The following is a 15,609-nucleotide window of genomic DNA, read 5'->3' as shown; positions in this document are numbered from 1 at the left end:
GACGTCAGGCTCCGTCGCCCGCTCCACGAGCGGCGAGCGCCTCGCCCGTGCGGTGCGCCATCGCGACGGTGCGCACGACCGTGGGCACGAGCCGCGCTCGCGGGGATCGTTCGAGGCCGCGCGCCCGCGCGGCGTCGCGCGTCTCGCGCTCGACCTGCGCGACGGCGGGGACCGCCCGCAGCATGAGCGCGACGGCGAGAGCGACGCTCTCGGGGCGGACGCGGCGGCCGACGAGGGGCAGGCGGGACGCGCGGCACAGCACGGCCGTGAGCATGTCCAGCAAGGCGTCCGCCCGGGTGGTCGCCGTGAGCAGCGCCGCGGCCAGGACGGTCGCCGCGAGCCCGAGCGACGTCGCGAGCGAGGCCTCGACGCCCACGCTCCACGCCTGGACCGCAGCGAGGGCGACGAGCATGACGAGGACGGCGCGCGCCTGGCGGAGCAGCACGCCGACGCCGACCCGTGCGGCGGCCGCGAGAGCGAGGACGGCCACGAGGACGACCGCTGCGAGGAGCGCGGACCGGCCGACGGCGAGAAGGACCCCGAGGACCGCGAGCACGGCGAGCTTGACCCCCGCCGGTGCGCGGTGGACGACGGAGCTGCCCGGAACGTGCAGCCCGAGCACGCTCGCCCCGGCCCCGGCCCCCGCAGCTGTGCCGGCCCCCGCCCCTGTGCCGAGCCGAGCCGGGCGTGAACGTGCTGGCCGCCGGCCGTCGTCGCGTCGGCTCATGCCGGTCCTGCCGTCGTCGTGCTACGCACGTCGACCTGGCCGTCGCCGGCGGCGGAGGCTGCCCCGGCGTGGCCGGTCGCCAGCGCGTGCGCCGAGGCGAGCATCCGCTCGCGGTAGGCGGCGATCCCGGCTGCAGGGTCACCGTCGTGGACGACGTGCCCGTCCTCGACGACGAGCAGGCGGTCCGCCGTCGCGGCCGCCGCGAGGTCGTGGGTCACGTGCACGACCTGCTGCGGCAGCCCGGCGAGGAGCGCGTCGACGTGTGCGGTCCAGCGCAGGTCGAGGAGCGTCGTCGGCTCGTCGCACACGAGGACCTCCGGCTCGGTCGCGAGCACGCCCGCGAGCGCGAGGAGCTGCTTCTGCCCGCCAGACAGTGCGTGGACAGACACGTCGGCGCGGTCGGCGAGGCCGAAACGCGCGAGCACCTCGCGGGCCCGCGTCTCCCGGCGCGCCCGGTCGCGCTCGTGGCGGCGCAGGGACAGCAGGACGTCCTCGAGCGGTGTCGGCATGACGAGCTGCGCGTCCGGGTCGCTGAAGACGAAGCCGACGACCGACCGCACGCGAGCGCCGTCGCGCCGGGTGTCGAGGCCGCGGACACGGACCGAACCCGACGTCGGCAGGACGAGGCCGTTGAGCAGGCGGGCGAGGGTCGACTTGCCGCTGCCGTTCGGACCGACGACGGCGACGCGTCGTTCGGTGAGCCGCAGCGAGACCGGGTGCAGGATCGTGCGCACGCCGCCCGGGACGGACGGGTCGGCGACCCGGACCTCCGCCGCGTCGAGCTCGAGGCCCTCGTCGAGCCCGGCGCGGTCGTGAGCGCCGGTCGTGCGGTCGCGGTCGGTCACGCGGCCTCGCGGCGTCGCCGGGTCGGGAGCAGGTCGGGGAACGCGCGGTGCACCGCCGGGGCCGTGATCGCGACGAGCGCGACCTTCACGAGGTCGAAGGGCACGAAGAGGTTGTTGAACGCGACGGCCGCCTCGAGCGACATGCCCGCCCGCCACGCCATGACGGGGACGCCGACGGCGTAGATGACGAGCGTTCCCGCGATCCCCGCGAGGAGCGTCACCGCGACGAGCGCGGCGCCCCGGCGACGCAGTGCCACGACGATCACGCCCGTGACGAGGGCCGCGAGGGGGAACGCGAGGAGGTACCCGGCCGAGGGGCCGGCGAGGACCGCGAGGCCGCCCTTGGCTCCTGCGAGCACGGGCAGCCCGACGAGACCGACCACGAGGTGCAGCAGCACCGCGAGCGGTCCGAGGCGAGGGCCGAGCACGGCCCCCGCGAGCAGCACGGCGAACGTCTGCAGCGTCACCGGGACCGGGACAGCACCGAAGGACAGCGCGAGGAGCGAGCAGACCGCGAGGAGCGCGGCGAACGTCGCGACGAGCGCCGTCTCGGTCGACGCCGACCGTGCCCGGGGCGCGAGGGACGTGCCCGCGACGGACCTGCTCGCGGCGGGGGCGTCGGCGGGACCGACGGTGCTGCTCGGCATGGGTGGGACCTCCGGTGAGTCGGTTATCACGTCGTCGGGAAACGGTAGGCACCGGTAAACTCGGGGGCGTTTGTGCCGCCGACCAAGGCTGGCCACCACCGCATGGAGGAAACCTCAGTGATCACTGCCCAGGGCGTCGAGATCCGGGTCGGAGCCCGCCTCCTTCTCGAACCGACGACGTTCCGTGTGGCCGCAGGCGACAGGATCGGCCTCGTCGGTCGTAACGGTGCGGGCAAGACGACGCTGACGAAGACTCTCGCAGGGGAGACCCAGCCGACCTCCGGCACGATCACCCGGTCGAGCGAGATCGGCTACCTCGCGCAGGACCCCCGCACGGCCGACCCTGACCAGCTCGCGATGGACCGCGTCCTGTCGGCGCGCGGGCTCAACGACATCGTGCGCGGCATGCGCGAGGCCGAGGGGCAGATGGCCTCGGCGGTCCCCGAGACCGCCGCGGCGGCGATGGAGCGCTACCCGCGCCTCGAGGAGCGCTTCCTCGCGGCGGGCGGCTACGCCGCCGAGTCGGAGGCCGAGCGCATCACCGTGAACCTCGGCCTCGACGAGCGGGTCCTCTCGCAGCCGATCGGCACGCTCTCGGGCGGTCAGCGCCGTCGCGTCGAGCTCGCCCGCATCCTGTTCTCGGGCGTCGACACCCTCCTGCTCGACGAGCCGACGAACCACCTCGACCACGACTCGATCGTGTGGCTGCGCGAGTACCTGCGCACCTACTCGGGCGGCCTCGTCGTCATCTCGCACGACGTCGAGCTGCTGCGCGTCGTGTGCACCAAGGTGTTCTTCCTCGACGCGACCCGCTCGACGATCGACCAGTACAACCTCGGCTACGACGCGTACGTCAAGCAGCGCGAGACCGACGAGAAGCGTCGCCGCCGCGAGCGTGCGAACGCCGAGAAGAAGGCCGCGACGCTCCAGGCCCAGGGCGAGAAGATGCGCGCCAAGGCGACGAAGGCCGTCGCTGCGCAGAACATGCTCCGCCGCGCCGAGAAGCTCCTCGAAGGCCTCGAGGGCGAGCGCGTGAGCGACAAGGTCGCGAAGCTGCGCTTCCCCAAGCCGGCGCCGTGCGGCAAGACGCCGCTCATGGCCGAGGGCCTGACGAAGGCGTACGGCTCGCTCGAGGTGTTCACCGGCGTCGACCTCGCGATCGACCGCGGCTCGCGCGTCGTCATCCTCGGCCTCAACGGTGCGGGCAAGACGACGATGCTGCGGATCCTCGCGGGCGTCGAGCAGCCCGACACGGGCTCGGTCATCCACGGGCACGGCCTGAAGATCGGCTACTACGCCCAGGAGCACGACACCCTCGACATGTCGATGACCGTCGTCGAGAACCTCCGCCACTCCGCCCCGGACCTCACGGACACCGAGGTGCGCTCGGTGCTCGGCTCGTTCCTGTTCTCGGGCGACGACGCGGACAAGCCGACGAAGGTGCTGTCGGGTGGTGAGAAGACGCGGCTCGCGCTCGCGACGCTCGTCGTCTCCTCGGCGAACGTCCTGCTGCTCGACGAGCCGACGAACAACCTCGACCCGGCCAGTCGCGAGGAGATCCTCGGTGCGCTCAGCACGTACGAGGGTGCGGTCGTCATGGTCACGCACGACGAGGGCGCCGTCGAGGCGCTCGTGCCCGAGCGCGTCCTCCTGCTGCCCGACGGCGACGAGGACCTCTGGAACGACAGCTACGCCGAGCTGGTGTCGCTCGCCTGACCGCTCTCGAGGGCGTCGATCTCGGCGTCCTCGGCGTCCTCGTCCGTCATGCGGCGCGGCCGGCGGTCGGCCGAGCCGGAGCGCCGCCCCGACACCCACGCGACGACCTCGGGGGCGGTGCCCTCGGGCAGGACCGCAGCGCCGGCGGCGAGACCGGCGCGCTCGTCCGCCTCGCGCCGCTCGCGGCGCAGCAGCACGAAGAAGCCGCCGATCGCCCCGGCCGCGAAGACGCACCACTGGAAGGTGTACGACAGGTGCGACCCGAGCGACGTGTCCGGGGCCTGCAGCGCCCGCAGCGTCGTCTCCGGGGCGGGCGACTCCGACACGACGGCGAGGTAGCCGTCGATCGTCGCGACGTCGTCGGCCGGGAGCCCGCCCGCGGCGAGGACCTGCTCGTTGTTGATCGACTGCACGTGGCCGCTGGGTGCGCCGCGCCCGCTCGGTGACTCCTCCTCGCGCAGCCGCGCCGTGACCGTCACGGTCCCGGCCGGCGGGGCAGGGACGACGTCGGGCGCGGAGGCGTCCGCACCGATCGGGATGAAGCCGCGGTCCACGACCACCGTGACGGCCGGGTCCTCGGCCTGGAACGGCGTCAGCACGTGGAAGCCCGCCGTCGAGTCGACCGGCCGGTTGCGCAGCAGGACGGTCGCGTCCTCGAGGTAGGTGCCGGTCACGGTCACGGTGCGCCAGACGAGGGACGCGGGGACCGTCGCCCCGGGCTCGGGCACGAGCGTGGCGAACGGCACGGCGGGCGCGTCGTAGTTGGTCGTCACGATCGCGACGGCGTCGCGCTTCGACTCGTAGCGGTGCCACTGCCAGCGCCCCGCCGCGAGGCAGAGCAGGGCGACGACGAGCGCCCCGACGAACAGCACGACCCACTCGCGCCGCGTCCTCGCGCGAGCGCGCTCGGGTGACGTGGCCGGCTCCGTCACTGCTCGAGCTCCTCGACCGGGATCGTGCCCTTGCGGAAGCCGCGCAGGTCGAGGAAGTTCTCGAGGTGGTCGCGGTGGTCGTCGCACGCGAGCCACACCTTGCGGCGGTCAGGCGTGTGGATCTTGGGGTTGTTCCACAGCACGGCCCACACGGCCTGCGCGCGGCAGCCCTTGCCGCTGCACACGAGCTCGCGGTCGACGGGGTCGGGTTCGGGCGTGGTCAACGTGTGCTCCTGGGTCGATGGCCTTCCGGCTGGTCCTGCCCATCGTCCCAGGTCCCCGCCGCACCGGGCGAACCTGGGCCTGCGGGGTCCGCGTAGGGACGGGACGGCAGGGCCCGCGTGTCGATGAGGGTCGCCTGCGTGCGCCGGTCGCGGCCGGCGTTGACGAGGATGACCGCCGTGTACGGGAGGACGACCGCTCCTGCGACGAACACCCACCGCAGCACGCCGGGCACGAAGACCGCGAGGAAGATGCACACGAGGCGGATCGACATCTGGACCAGGTAGGTGCGCATGCGCCGCTGCTGGTCGTCCTCGAGCGACAGGGGCGCGTCGGACACCCTCTGCACCGGGACGTCGTCAGAGCGTCGCCGCTGTCGTCCGGTGCCTCGAGTCATCACCTCAAGAGTCTAGGCGCGTCGCCTCGTGCGGACCCGGTGGCCGGCTGTGATCTTTGTGGGAAGTCCACAAGAGGCGCGTTCCATCCGTGCGTGCGCCGTTCACGGGTGCGCGCCCTCCCCGCGGGTAGCGTCGGGAGGACGTGGGCGCACCCTGCCCCTGAGCACGTCGACGACCTGGAGGACATGTGACCGAGCCGCGCACCGTTCTGGTGACCGGAGCCAACCGCGGGATCGGCCGCGCGATCGCCGAGCGTTTCGTGGCGAACGGCGACCGCGTCGCGACGATCTACCGCAGCGGCGACCTGCCCGACGGCGTGCTCGGCGTCGTCGGCGACGTCACCGACACCGCGTCCGTGGACGCGGCCTTCGACAAGGTCGAGGCAGAGCTCGGCCCCGTCGAGGTGCTCGTCGCGAACGCGGGCGTCACGAAGGACCAGCTGCTCATGCGCATGTCCGACGAGGAGTTCGAGTCGGTCCTCGACGTCAACCTCACCGGCACGTTCCGCTGCGTGCGCCGCGCGTCCAAGGGCATGATCCGCATGCGCCGCGGCCGCATCGTCCTCATCTCCTCGGTCGTCGGCCTCTACGGCGGCCCCGGCCAGGTGAACTACGCGTCCTCGAAGGCGGCGCTCGTCGGCATGGCCCGCTCGATCACCCGGGAGCTGGGCGGACGCGGTATCACCGCGAACGTCGTCGCTCCTGGCTTCATCGAGACCGCGATGACCGCCGAGCTCCCCGAGGAACGCCAGAAGCAGTACCTCGCCACGATCCCGGCCGGGCGGTTCGCGTCGCCCGACGAGGTCGCCGGCGTCGTCCAGTTCCTCGCCTCGCCCGACGCCGCCTACGTCAGCGGGGCAGTGGTCCCGGTCGACGGCGGCCTCGGCATGGGTCACTGACCGGATCCCCCCACCAACAGACCTCCCGCGGCCCGTGCACGCACGGGCCGCGATGCAGAAAGGACCACCCATGGCTCTTCTCGACGGCAAGAAGCTTCTCGTCACCGGCGTGCTCACCGACCACTCGATCGCCTTCCACGTCGCCCGCCTCGCCCAGCAGGAGGGTGCCGAGGTCGTCCTGACGTCGTTCGGCCGCCAGCTTCGCCTCACGCAGGCGATCGCGAAGCGCCTCCCGGCGCCCGCGCCCGTCATCGAGCTCGACGTCACCGACGAGGGTGACCTCGAGGCGCTCGCGGGCCGCGTGTCCGAGCACGTCGACCACCTCGACGGTGTCGTCCACTCGATCGGTTTCGCGCCGCAGTCCGTCATGGGCGGCAACTTCCTGTCGGGCCAGTGGGCCGACGTCGCGACCGCTCTCGAGGTCTCCGCGTTCTCGCTCAAGTCGCTCGCGGTCGCGGCCAAGCCGCTCATGACCCAGGGCGGCTCGATCGTCGGCCTGACGTTCGACGCGAGCTTCGCGTGGCCTGTCTACGACTGGATGGGTGTCGCGAAGGCGGCGTTCGAGTCGACGTCGCGCTACCTCGCACGCGACCTCGGCCCTGAGGGGATCCGCGTCAACCTCGTGTCGGCCGGCCCGATCCGCACGACCGCCGCGAAGTCCATCCCCGGCTTCGAGAAGATGGAGGGCGGTTGGCCCGAGCGCGCGCCGCTCGGCTGGGACCAGTCCGACCCCGAGCCGACCGCCCGCGCCGTCGCCGCGCTGCTGTCCGACTGGTTCCCGGCCACGACCGGCGAGATCGTGCACGTGGACGGGGGAGTCCACGCGATGGGCTTGTGAGACTCTAGGGCCATGCCCGGAACAGAACGCACCCTGGTCGTCCTGCGACACGCCAAGGCCGAGCCGGCCGACGGCGCCGCGGACGAGCTTCGTCCGTTGGCCCTCCAGGGCCGCAAGCAAGCGACACGCCTCGGCAAGCACCTCGTCGAGGGAGGCCTCCTCCCCGAGGTCGTGCTGTGCTCGACGGCGCTGCGCACGCGTCAGACGTGGGAGCTCGCGAAGGCTGCTCTCAAGCAGGCCGAGCCTCAGGTCGACATGCGTGACGACCTCTACGGCGCGACCCCGTCGGGCCTGCTCGCCGCCGTGCGCGGCATCGACGCGCGCGTGCGGACCGTGCTCCTCGTGGGGCACGAGCCGGCCGTGTCCGGGCTCGCGGGGGCGCTCGCCGCGCCTGGCTCCGACCAGGGCGCGCTCGCGCAGGTCCGTGCGGGCGTGCCGACCGCGGCGTTCAGCGTCCTGACGGCGGACGTGCCGTGGGAGCAGTGGGGCGACGACGTCGCGCTGCTCAGGGGAGTGTTCCGCCCCGAGGTCTAGCTCACCCGACGGTCACGGCGGTGCCGTCGACCCGGACGGAGGACGAGGCCCGCCCCAGCAGGGGCGGGCCTCGTCGCGTCGTAGAGCGAAGCTCGTGCGTGCGTGCCGGGCTCAGCGACCGGCGATCGCCGCGTCGATGACCGCCACCGCGTCGTCGATCCGCGGGCCGGGCACGGAGTAGGGCGCTGCTGCCACGACGACCGGCTTCGCCTGGAACGCGATGCCGATGCCGGCGGCACCGATCATGTCGAGGTCGTTCGCACCGTCGCCGATCGCGACGGTGCGCGACATCGGTATGCCCTCGGCCTCGGCGAGCTCGCGCAGCGTGCGCTCCTTGGCCGCGCGGTCGATCACCGGACCGGTCGTCCGCCCGGTGAGGACGCCGTCGCGCACCTCGAGCCGGTTCGCGCGGAACCGCGTGATCCCGTGGCGTGCCGCGAGCGGCGCGACGACCTCCTCGAAGCCGCCCGACACAAGGCCCACGACCCAGCCGCGGCTGCGGCAGACGTCGAGCAGCTCGACGACGCCCGGCGTCAGCCGGACCTCCGCGAGGACGTCCTCGAACACCGACACGGGCAGGCCTGCGAGCGTCGCGACGCGCCGCTCGAGCGACGCGGCGAAGTCGAGCTCGCCGCGCATCGCGGCCTCCGTGACGGCTGCCACCTCCGCCCGGGTGCCGGCGTGGTCGGCGAGGAGCTCGATGACCTCGGCGGTGATGAACGTCGAGTCGACGTCCATCACGAGGAGGTGGCGGTCGGTGCGGGCGGGCTCGGTCGCGGTCACGTGCTCACGATAGGGATCGGCGCGGGCCGCGCGCGTCAGTGCCCGCGACCCGGACGCCTCACGCGTCGCGGACGATCGTCCCCTTCGGGATGACCGTGAGCCCGCTCTCGGTGACCGTCAGACCGCGCGCGCGGTCGACCTCGGGGTCGAAGCCGACGCGGACGTTCTCCTCGATCACGCAGTTCTTGTCGATGATGCAGCGGTTGATCTGCGCGTGGCGCTGCACCTCGACGTTGTCCATGAGCACCGAGTCGGCGACCGAGGACCAGGAGTGCAGCACGACGCCGGGGGAAAGGACCGAGCCAGCGGCCTGGCCACCCGAGACGATCACGCCGGGCGACACGATCGAGTCGACCGCGTGACCGACGCGTCCTCCGCTCGCGTGGACGAACTTCGCGGGCGGCAGGCCGACGTAACCCGTGTAGAGCGGCCACAGCTCGTTGTAGAGGTTGAACACCGGCTGGACGGCCATGAGGTCGCGGTTCGCCTCGTAGTACGAGTCGAGCGTCCCGACGTCGCGCCAGTAGTCGCGGTCGCGATCGGTCGAACCGGGCACGTCGTTGCGGATGAAGTCGTAGACGGCGGCCGTGCCGCGCTCGACGAACATCGGGACGATGTCGCCGCCCATGTCGTGCCGGCTCGTCAGGCTCGCCGCGTCCTGCGTGACGGCCTCGACGAGCGCGTCAGCGTCGAAGACGTAGTTGCCCATGGAGGCGAGCACCTCGCCGGGGGAGTCAGGCAGGCCGACCGGGTCGGTCGGCTTCTCGAGGAACGCGCGGATCTTCGTCGCGTCGGTCGGGTCGGTGTCGATGACGCCGAACTGGTCCGCGAGCGCGATCGGCTGCCGGATCCCCGCGACGGACAGCTGCGCACCCGACTCGATGTGCGCGTCGACCATCTGCTTGAAGTCCATGCGGTAGACGTGGTCCGCGCCGACGACGATGACGATGTCAGGACGCTCGTCCGAGATGATGTTGAGGCACTGGTAGATCGCGTCCGCGCTGCCGAGGTACCAGTGCTTGCCGACGCGCTGCTGCGCGGGCACCGAGGCGACGAAGTTGCCCAGCAGGTGGGACATGCGCCAGGTCTTCGTGATGTGCCGGTCGAGCGAGTGCGACTTGTACTGCGTCAGCACGACGATCTGGAGGTAGTGCGAGTTCACGAGGTTCGACAGCGCGAAGTCGATCAGGCGGTAGATCCCGCCGAACGGGACGCCGGGCTTGGCCCGGTCTGCCGTGAGCGGCATCAGCCGCTTACCTTCGCCACCTGCGAGGACGATTGCCAGGACCCGGGGAGCTGCCATGACTAGACACTAGTGGCCGGTGTGGTCTGGCGCACAGGTGTGCTGCCCGTTTTCTCGCTCGTGTCGCCCCGGTCGCGCGGGGCTGCGACGTGCGCGCACACGCTACCGTGTCGCTTGTGAGAATCGACCTCCTGACCCGCGAGTTCCCGCCGTACGTCTACGGGGGAGCGGGTGTGCACGTCGCCGAGCTGTCCGGCGTCCTGCGGGCGCACGCCGACGTGCGCGTGCGGTGCTTCGACGGGCCGCGCGACCAGACCGAGCACCCGGGGGTCACGGGATACGTCGCCCCCGAGGAGCTCGCCGCGGCGAACCCGGCGCTCAGCACGTTCGGGGTCGATCTCGCGATGGCAGCAGACGTCGCCGGCGCTGACCTCGTCCACTCGCACACCTGGTACGCGAACCTCGCCGGCCACCTCGCGAGCCTGCTCAACGGCATCCCGCACGTCGTCTCCGCGCACTCGCTCGAGCCGCTGCGCCCGTGGAAGGCCGAGCAGCTCGGCGGCGGGTACGCGCTGTCGAGCTGGGCGGAGCGCACGGCGTACGAGAGCGCGGCCGCGATCATCGCGGTGAGCGGAGGCATGCGCGACGACATCCTGCGCGCCTATCCCGACGTCGACCCCGCGCGCGTGCACGTCGTGCACAACGGCATCGACCTCGGGCGGTGGCGTCGACCCGAGGGGGCCGCGGCGCAGGTGGCAGAGGATGCCGTGCGCGGTCTGGGCATCGACCCGGGGCGTCCCGCTGTCGTGTTCGTCGGCCGCATCACCCGCCAGAAGGGCCTGCCGTACCTGCTTCGTGCGGTCGAGAGCCTGCCCGCCGACGTCCAGGTGGTCCTCTGCGCGGGGGCGCCCGACACTCCCGAGATCGCGAGCGAGGTCGGCGAGGCAGTCGCCCGGCTGTCGGCGAGCCGGTCCGGTGTCGTGTGGATCGAGGAGATGCTCCCGCGCGACGTGCTCATCGCCGTCCTCGCGGCCTCGACCGTGTTCGTGTGCCCCTCGGTCTACGAGCCGCTCGGCATCGTCAACCTCGAGGCCATGGCCGTGGGCTTGCCCGTCGTCGGCTCGGCGACCGGCGGCATCCCGGAGGTCATCGTCGACGGAGAGACCGGCCTCCTCGTGCCGATCGAGCAGGTGCAGGACGGCACGGGCGAGCCCGTCGACCCGGACCGCTTCGTCGCGGACCTCGCGGCCGCGCTCGCGGCTGTCGTCGGCGACCCCGAGCGGGCTGCCGCGATGGGTGCCGCGTCCCGGCGTCGCGTCGAGGAGCACTTCGCGTGGGAGGCGATCGGCGAGCGGACGATGGAGATCTACCGCGCGGTGCTCGCGGGCTGAGGCCGCTGCCGTTGCAGGGTCTCAGACCCCGAGGTAGCGCAGCACGGCCAGCACGCGCCGGTTGTCCGCCGAGTCCTGCGGCAGCCCCAGGCGCTCGAAGATCGACGTGACGTTCTTCTCGACCGCCCCCGCGGACAGGAACAGCGTCGACGCGATCGCGGCGTTGGACCGCCCCTGCGCCATGAGCTCGAGCACCTCGCGCTCGCGCGGGGTGAGCGCCGACAGGGTCGCCTCGCGGCGCGACGCACCCATGAGCTGGCTGACGACCTCCGGGTCGAGGACCGTACGTCCCTGAGCGACCTGGTCGAGCGCCGCCATGAACTCCGCCACGTCGGCGACACGGTCCTTGAGCAGGTAGCCGACGCCGTGCGCGCCGGACGCGAGCAGGTCGGACGCGTACCGCGTCTCGACGTGCTGCGAGAACACGAGCACGCCGAGGTCGGGGTACGCCGCGCGCAGCGCGACCGCGGCGCGCAGCCCCTCGTCGGTGAACGACGGTGGCATCCGCACGTCCGTCACGACGACGTCGGGCAGCTCGTCCGTGCGCGCGAGGTGCGCGACGTGCGTCTCGAGCGCGGCGGCGTCACCGACGGCCTCGACGACGTCGTGGCCACGACGGGTGAGGAGGGCGACGAGCCCGTCCCGCAGGATCGCAGAGTCCTCCGCGACGATCAGGCGCACGCACCCTCCAAGGTGGTCGGTCGAGACGTCATCCGGCGTGGGTCGGCACGGAGACCGTCACCACGGTAGGGCCTCCTGGCGGGCTGTCGAGCGTCAGCGCGCCGTCGACCGAGCGGACCCGCTCGGCGAGCCCCGCGAGCCCCGTACCGGACCAGCCTGTGCCGACAGCCGGCGGCACGACGGCCGCGCCGCCGCGACCGTCGTCGCGCACCGTGACACGCAGCGCGTCACGGCCGTGCTCGAGCTCGACGTCGACCCGCGTGGCCTGTGCGTGCTTCGTCGCGTTCGTCACGAGCTCGGCGACGCCGAAGTAGACGATCGACTCTGCCGCGGGCGTGGCCTGCGCGGCGCCGTCGGCCCGGGTGACGTGGAGGCGTACCGGAACCGCGGATCGCGCGGCGAGGGTCTCGAGCGCGACCTCGAGCCCCGCCTCGAGTGCGGGAGGATGGATCGCCCGCGCGATCTCGCGCAGCTCCGCGAGGGTCTCCTTCGTCGAGGCGTGCGCGGTCGCGAGCAGGCTCGACGCCTCCTCGGGGGCCGTGCCCATGAGCTCCTTCGCCTCGCCGAGCTGCATCGCGACGGCGACCAGCCGGGCCTGCGTGCCGTCGTGCAGCTCGCGCTCGATGCGGCGCAGGCGTGCGTCCGCGTCCTCGACGGTCCGGCTCCGCGACTCCTCGAGCGCGGCGACCCGCAGCTCGGCGCGCGTCGGTGCGAGCAGCGCGACGGTCAGCGCGCGCCAGACGAGCGCCGACGCCCGGTTGACGAGCCCCCAGAGGACCAGCACGACGGCGCCGGCCGCGACCGCCAGGAGCGCGCGCAGCGGTGTGTCCAGGAACCACTCGTTGAGCTGGGCGCCGCGGTGCCACGTGCCGTCCGCGGCCTGCTGCGCGGGCAGGAAGAAGTACCACGCCCAGTACGTCAGCCCACCCACGCCGAGCGGCAGCAACGTCCACGTCAGCGTGAAGGTCAGGATCGCCAGCGGGAGCGAGGCGAGGCAGAACAGCATCGCGCGCCAGCCCGGCGCGTCCGTGAGCATCGACCACAGGGTGCCGCTCACGGAGGAAGCCCGGCGTCGAGCCGGCGGCGCGACGACGTCGGTGGCGAGGAGCGACGACGCGAGCCCCCGGTACATCGAGCCCCACCCGCGGCTCGCCACGACCATCGCCGCGGGGACGAAGAGACCGACGACGGTCACCAGGAGCCCCGCCCCCAAGGACACCGCGGCCACCGTCCAGGTGAACGCGAAGGGTGCGATCAGCATCTGCAGGTTCAGGTAGCCGAACTCGCGCCACGTCTGACGGTGCGCGACCGCGCGCCACGCGGGGACAGGGACGGTGCGGTTCACCACTCGCTCGGTGGTCATGAGGTCCTCCTCGGTCGGATGGCTCCATGCTCCGAGCAGGTCATGGCCCTGGACCATCGGGTGCGCACCCGCACCCCCGGGGGAAAACCCGACCCCTTCGACGCGACCGGCTCGGTCGCGCTCACAGGTGCGTGACGTCGACGTCGTCCGCGGGCAGGAACGTCGCGGCCGACAGCGCGCGCCGCGCGGCGCGCTCGACCTCGCGCAGCGCCGTCGAGCGCTGGTCCGACTGCCACAGGTTGGTCGCCCCGCCGTCGTCCTGGGCCGCGAGCGCGACGATCGCGCGCAGGCGCGCCGCCGTCGTCAGCACCTGCACGTTGCGGTGCGGGACGTCCTCCGGGAGGTCCCACGCCGGGACGAGCCCCGAGCGCAGGTGGTCGATCTCGCGCGCCGCCTCCTCGCGCCACTGCGCGACGTCGAGGTCGACGAGCGCGCCCGTCGCCTGGATCACCGCGTGCCGCATCGCGTTCTCGGCGTCCGCGAGCGTGCCGACCGCCTCGAAGAACCGCGGGGCCCACGGGCCGGTCTCCGTCACGTGCCACGTCACGCAGTGCCCGCGCTCCCAGACCGAGCCGAACTCGACGATCTCCGGGACCGCGACCGCGTGGCGGGTGCCGCACGTGAGCAGGACGCACTCGCCGGCCTCGACCGCGCGGTCGGGAACCATGGCCGGGAGCCCGGACGCGTCGCCCGGCGGAGGCACGAGCGCGACGGCGGCGCAGCCGCCCGCGATCCACCGCTCGACCTGCTGCCGGAACGCAGAACCGTCGGACCCGAGGAACGCCGCAGGGCCGGTCTCTGGAACCTCGACACCAGGCTCGTGGAGGTCGTGCGGCTCGTCGTCGCCACCTACTGCCGCGACGACACGCTCGGCATGGTCGGAGGGGGCACCTGGACCGCCACGCCGGGACGCCGCGGTGAGCCACAGAGCGAGCCGCACGGAACGCGGCAGCTCGACAGATGAGGTCCCGGTCACGTATCAAACCTACCCCTGTCTGCGGCTTCAGCGGATAGGCTCGGTGACCATGACCGAGGTTCTCGCCCTGCACGACGTCACCGTCCGCCGTTCCACCACCACGATCCTCGACAAGGTGAGCTGGACCGTGCAGGACCAGGACCGCTGGGTCGTCCTCGGTCGCAACGGGGCGGGCAAGACGACGCTGATGTCGATCGCGGCGGGGCGGATGCACCCCACCTCGGGCACGGCAGACATCCTCGGCGAGCGGCTCGGCCGCACCGACCTCAACGAGCTCCGTCCACGCATCGGCCTGTCGAGCGCTGCCCTCGCGGAGCACATCCCCGCCTCGGAGACCGTGCGCGACGTCGTGCTGACCGCCGCGTACGGCATGACCGGGCGGTGGCGCGAGCAGTACGAGGACTTCGACCTCGGGCGCGCCGGCGACCTGCTGCGCCTGTTCGGCATGGCGGAGCTCGCCGAGCGCACCTTCGGCACCCTGTCGGAGGGTGAGCGCAAGCGCGTGCAGATCGCCCGCGCGCTCATGACCGACCCCGAGCTCCTGCTCCTCGACGAGCCCGCCGCCGGGCTCGACCTGGGCGGCCGCGAGGAGCTCGTCGCAGCGCTCGCGGAGCTCGCGGGTGATCGGCGCTCGCCCGTCATGGTGCTCGTGACGCACCACGTCGAGGAGATCCCGCCGAACTTCACGCACGCGCTCCTGCTGCGGGGCGGTCAGGCGTTCATGGCCGGCCCGCTCGCCCAGGTGCTCACGAGCGAGAACCTCTCCGAGGCGTTCGGCCTGCCTCTCGTGGTCGAGTCGCACGACGGCCGGTACACGGCCCGCGGCGCGCGCTGACCGCGGCTCCCTCCAGGGCACGCCGAGCAGCCTCGAGCGGTGTCGCACCTGCCTCTTCTCCGGTAAAGTGTCGGTAAAGCACCGCTCGTCGTCGCGCTGACGCGACGATCAGCACGGGGGAGGAGATCATGGACTGGTACTGGTGGCTCGTCATCATGTTCGCGCTCGTCGCGATCGAGGCCCTGACGCTCGACCTCGTGCTGTTCATGTTCGCCGGCGGCACCCTCGCCGCCGGGATCGCGTCCGCCGCAGGCCTCGACCTGACGTGGCAGGTGGTCGCCTTCGCGGTCGTGTCCGCAGTGCTCCTCGCCGCGTTGCGTCCGTTCCTGCTCAAGAACCTCCGCGCCCGTGGTGAACCCCTCGTCGAGACCAACGCGGCGGCGAACGTCGGCCGCGAGGCGATCGTCGTCCAGGAGGTCACGAGCACGGCCGGCCTCGTCAAGCTCAGGGGCGAGGTCTGGACCGCCCGTGCCGACGACGACGGCGTCGTGATCCCGGCGGGCGCCGAGGTGGTCGTCCGACGCATCGACGGCGCGACCGCGGTCGTGGAGCCTCAGCAGCAGTCCGCAGGCGCCTGACC

General features: G+C 72.7%; 18 protein-coding genes. 7 read left to right on the top strand and 11 right to left on the bottom strand.

Annotated elements, in window-relative coordinates:
- Nucleotides 1–4 precede the first annotated feature (4 nt).
- From ATL41_RS02460 to ATL41_RS02450, 3 genes are read right to left on the bottom strand one after another with little or no spacing between them, the layout of a single operon-like run.
- Nucleotides 5–727 carry an energy-coupling factor transporter transmembrane component T family protein gene (locus ATL41_RS02460; protein ID WP_245854580.1) on the bottom strand — a complete coding sequence of 241 codons (723 nt, stop codon included), beginning with the start codon at nt 725–727 and terminating at the stop codon, nt 5–7.
- Nucleotides 724–1,572, bottom strand: coding sequence for an energy-coupling factor ABC transporter ATP-binding protein (locus ATL41_RS02455; RefSeq protein ID WP_425432646.1), 849 nt, complete (start codon nt 1,570–1,572; stop codon nt 724–726). The genes ATL41_RS02460 and ATL41_RS02455 overlap by 4 nt, the downstream gene beginning before the upstream one ends.
- Nucleotides 1,569–2,219, bottom strand: coding sequence for a biotin transporter BioY (locus ATL41_RS02450; RefSeq protein WP_098457049.1), 651 nt, complete (start codon nt 2,217–2,219; stop codon nt 1,569–1,571). Before ATL41_RS02450 ends, ATL41_RS02455 begins: the two co-directional genes overlap by 4 nt.
- Nucleotides 2,220–2,336: 117 nt before the next feature.
- Between ATL41_RS02450 and ATL41_RS02445 the strand changes: the two genes are divergently transcribed.
- Nucleotides 2,337–3,935, top strand: a complete 1,599-nt coding sequence (locus tag ATL41_RS02445) for an ABC-F family ATP-binding cassette domain-containing protein (protein ID WP_098457048.1) — start codon at nt 2,337–2,339, stop codon at nt 3,933–3,935.
- Here the strand turns inward: ATL41_RS02445 and ATL41_RS02440 are convergent.
- From ATL41_RS02440 to ATL41_RS02430, 3 genes are read right to left on the bottom strand one after another with little or no spacing between them, the layout of a single operon-like run.
- Nucleotides 3,908–4,867 (bottom strand): SURF1 family cytochrome oxidase biogenesis protein, encoded by a 960-nt coding sequence (locus ATL41_RS02440; RefSeq protein WP_098457047.1) that lies wholly within the window; start codon nt 4,865–4,867, stop codon nt 3,908–3,910. The genes ATL41_RS02445 and ATL41_RS02440 overlap by 28 nt on opposite strands.
- Nucleotides 4,864–5,091 (bottom strand): hypothetical protein, encoded by a 228-nt coding sequence (locus tag ATL41_RS02435; protein WP_098457046.1) that lies wholly within the window; start codon nt 5,089–5,091, stop codon nt 4,864–4,866. Before ATL41_RS02435 ends, ATL41_RS02440 begins: the two co-directional genes overlap by 4 nt.
- Complete coding sequence (locus tag ATL41_RS02430) at nt 5,088–5,429, bottom strand: DUF3099 domain-containing protein (RefSeq protein WP_245854579.1); 342 nt, start codon at nt 5,427–5,429, stop codon at nt 5,088–5,090. Before ATL41_RS02430 ends, ATL41_RS02435 begins: the two co-directional genes overlap by 4 nt.
- Before the next feature lie 269 nt (nt 5,430–5,698).
- On the opposite strand from ATL41_RS02430, the gene fabG reads away from it, so the two are divergent.
- From fabG to ATL41_RS02415, 3 genes are all read left to right on the top strand, one after another.
- Nucleotides 5,699–6,385 (top strand): 3-oxoacyl-ACP reductase FabG, encoded by a 687-nt coding sequence (gene fabG, locus ATL41_RS02425; protein WP_281253854.1) that lies wholly within the window; start codon nt 5,699–5,701, stop codon nt 6,383–6,385.
- A gap of 70 nt (nt 6,386–6,455) precedes the next feature.
- Nucleotides 6,456–7,223, top strand: coding sequence for an enoyl-ACP reductase FabI (gene fabI, locus ATL41_RS02420; protein WP_098457043.1), 768 nt, complete (start codon nt 6,456–6,458; stop codon nt 7,221–7,223).
- 12 nt (nt 7,224–7,235) lie between these two features.
- Entirely contained in the window at nt 7,236–7,757 is a 522-nt protein-coding gene (locus tag ATL41_RS02415) for a SixA phosphatase family protein (RefSeq protein ID WP_098457042.1), read from the top strand.
- A gap of 111 nt (nt 7,758–7,868) precedes the next feature.
- Here ATL41_RS02415 and serB read toward each other — a convergent pair whose 3' ends face one another.
- Nucleotides 7,869–8,540 (bottom strand): phosphoserine phosphatase SerB, encoded by a 672-nt coding sequence (gene serB / locus ATL41_RS02410; RefSeq protein WP_281253853.1) that lies wholly within the window; start codon nt 8,538–8,540, stop codon nt 7,869–7,871.
- Between the two features lie 58 nt (nt 8,541–8,598).
- On the bottom strand, nt 8,599–9,843 hold the full coding sequence (gene glgC / locus ATL41_RS02405) for a glucose-1-phosphate adenylyltransferase (protein WP_098457041.1): 1,245 nt from the start codon (nt 9,841–9,843) through the stop codon (nt 8,599–8,601).
- Between the two features lie 116 nt (nt 9,844–9,959).
- On the opposite strand from glgC, the gene glgA reads away from it, so the two are divergent.
- Nucleotides 9,960–11,174 carry a glycogen synthase gene (gene glgA / locus ATL41_RS02400; RefSeq protein ID WP_098457040.1) on the top strand — a complete coding sequence of 405 codons (1,215 nt, stop codon included), beginning with the start codon at nt 9,960–9,962 and terminating at the stop codon, nt 11,172–11,174.
- A gap of 21 nt (nt 11,175–11,195) precedes the next feature.
- Here glgA and ATL41_RS02395 read toward each other — a convergent pair whose 3' ends face one another.
- The 3 genes from ATL41_RS02395 to ATL41_RS02385 form a co-directional block, all read right to left on the bottom strand.
- Nucleotides 11,196–11,855 (bottom strand): LuxR C-terminal-related transcriptional regulator, encoded by a 660-nt coding sequence (locus tag ATL41_RS02395; protein ID WP_098457039.1) that lies wholly within the window; start codon nt 11,853–11,855, stop codon nt 11,196–11,198.
- A 28-nt stretch (nt 11,856–11,883) separates the two neighbouring features.
- Entirely contained in the window at nt 11,884–13,218 is a 1,335-nt protein-coding gene (locus tag ATL41_RS02390) for a sensor histidine kinase (protein ID WP_098457038.1), read from the bottom strand.
- A gap of 121 nt (nt 13,219–13,339) precedes the next feature.
- Nucleotides 13,340–14,194 carry a hypothetical protein gene (locus ATL41_RS02385; protein WP_098457037.1) on the bottom strand — a complete coding sequence of 285 codons (855 nt, stop codon included), beginning with the start codon at nt 14,192–14,194 and terminating at the stop codon, nt 13,340–13,342.
- 49 nt (nt 14,195–14,243) lie between these two features.
- Between ATL41_RS02385 and ATL41_RS02380 the strand changes: the two genes are divergently transcribed.
- Together ATL41_RS02380 and ATL41_RS02375 are read left to right on the top strand one after the other, a co-directional pair.
- Nucleotides 14,244–15,029, top strand: a complete 786-nt coding sequence (locus tag ATL41_RS02380) for an ABC transporter ATP-binding protein (protein WP_098457036.1) — start codon at nt 14,244–14,246, stop codon at nt 15,027–15,029.
- Nucleotides 15,030–15,157: 128 nt separating this feature from the next.
- Entirely contained in the window at nt 15,158–15,607 is a 450-nt protein-coding gene (locus tag ATL41_RS02375) for an NfeD family protein (RefSeq protein ID WP_098457035.1), read from the top strand.
- The last annotated feature ends 2 nt before the right edge of the window (nt 15,608–15,609 follow it).

The sequence above is a fragment of the Flavimobilis soli genome (assembly GCF_002564025.1).
Taxonomy (GTDB): Bacteria; Actinomycetota; Actinomycetes; order Actinomycetales; family Cellulomonadaceae; genus Flavimobilis; species Flavimobilis soli.
This window is presented reverse-complemented; position numbering and strand designations above follow the sequence as displayed.

Coding starts and splice junctions, on each gene's coding strand:
- ATL41_RS02460 (WP_245854580.1), bottom strand. CDS start 727: ATGAGCCGACGCGACGACGGCCGGCGGCCAGCACGTTCACGCCCGGCT.
- ATL41_RS02450 (WP_098457049.1), bottom strand. CDS start 2,219: ATGCCGAGCAGCACCGTCGGTCCCGCCGACGCCCCCGCCGCGAGCAGG.
- fabI (WP_098457043.1), top strand. CDS start 6,456: ATGGCTCTTCTCGACGGCAAGAAGCTTCTCGTCACCGGCGTGCTCACC.
- ATL41_RS02415 (WP_098457042.1), top strand. CDS start 7,236: ATGCCCGGAACAGAACGCACCCTGGTCGTCCTGCGACACGCCAAGGCC.
- glgC (WP_098457041.1), bottom strand. CDS start 9,843: ATGGCAGCTCCCCGGGTCCTGGCAATCGTCCTCGCAGGTGGCGAAGGT.
- ATL41_RS02390 (WP_098457038.1), bottom strand. CDS start 13,218: ATGACCACCGAGCGAGTGGTGAACCGCACCGTCCCTGTCCCCGCGTGG.
- ATL41_RS02380 (WP_098457036.1), top strand. CDS start 14,244: ATGACCGAGGTTCTCGCCCTGCACGACGTCACCGTCCGCCGTTCCACC.
- ATL41_RS02375 (WP_098457035.1), top strand. CDS start 15,158: ATGGACTGGTACTGGTGGCTCGTCATCATGTTCGCGCTCGTCGCGATC.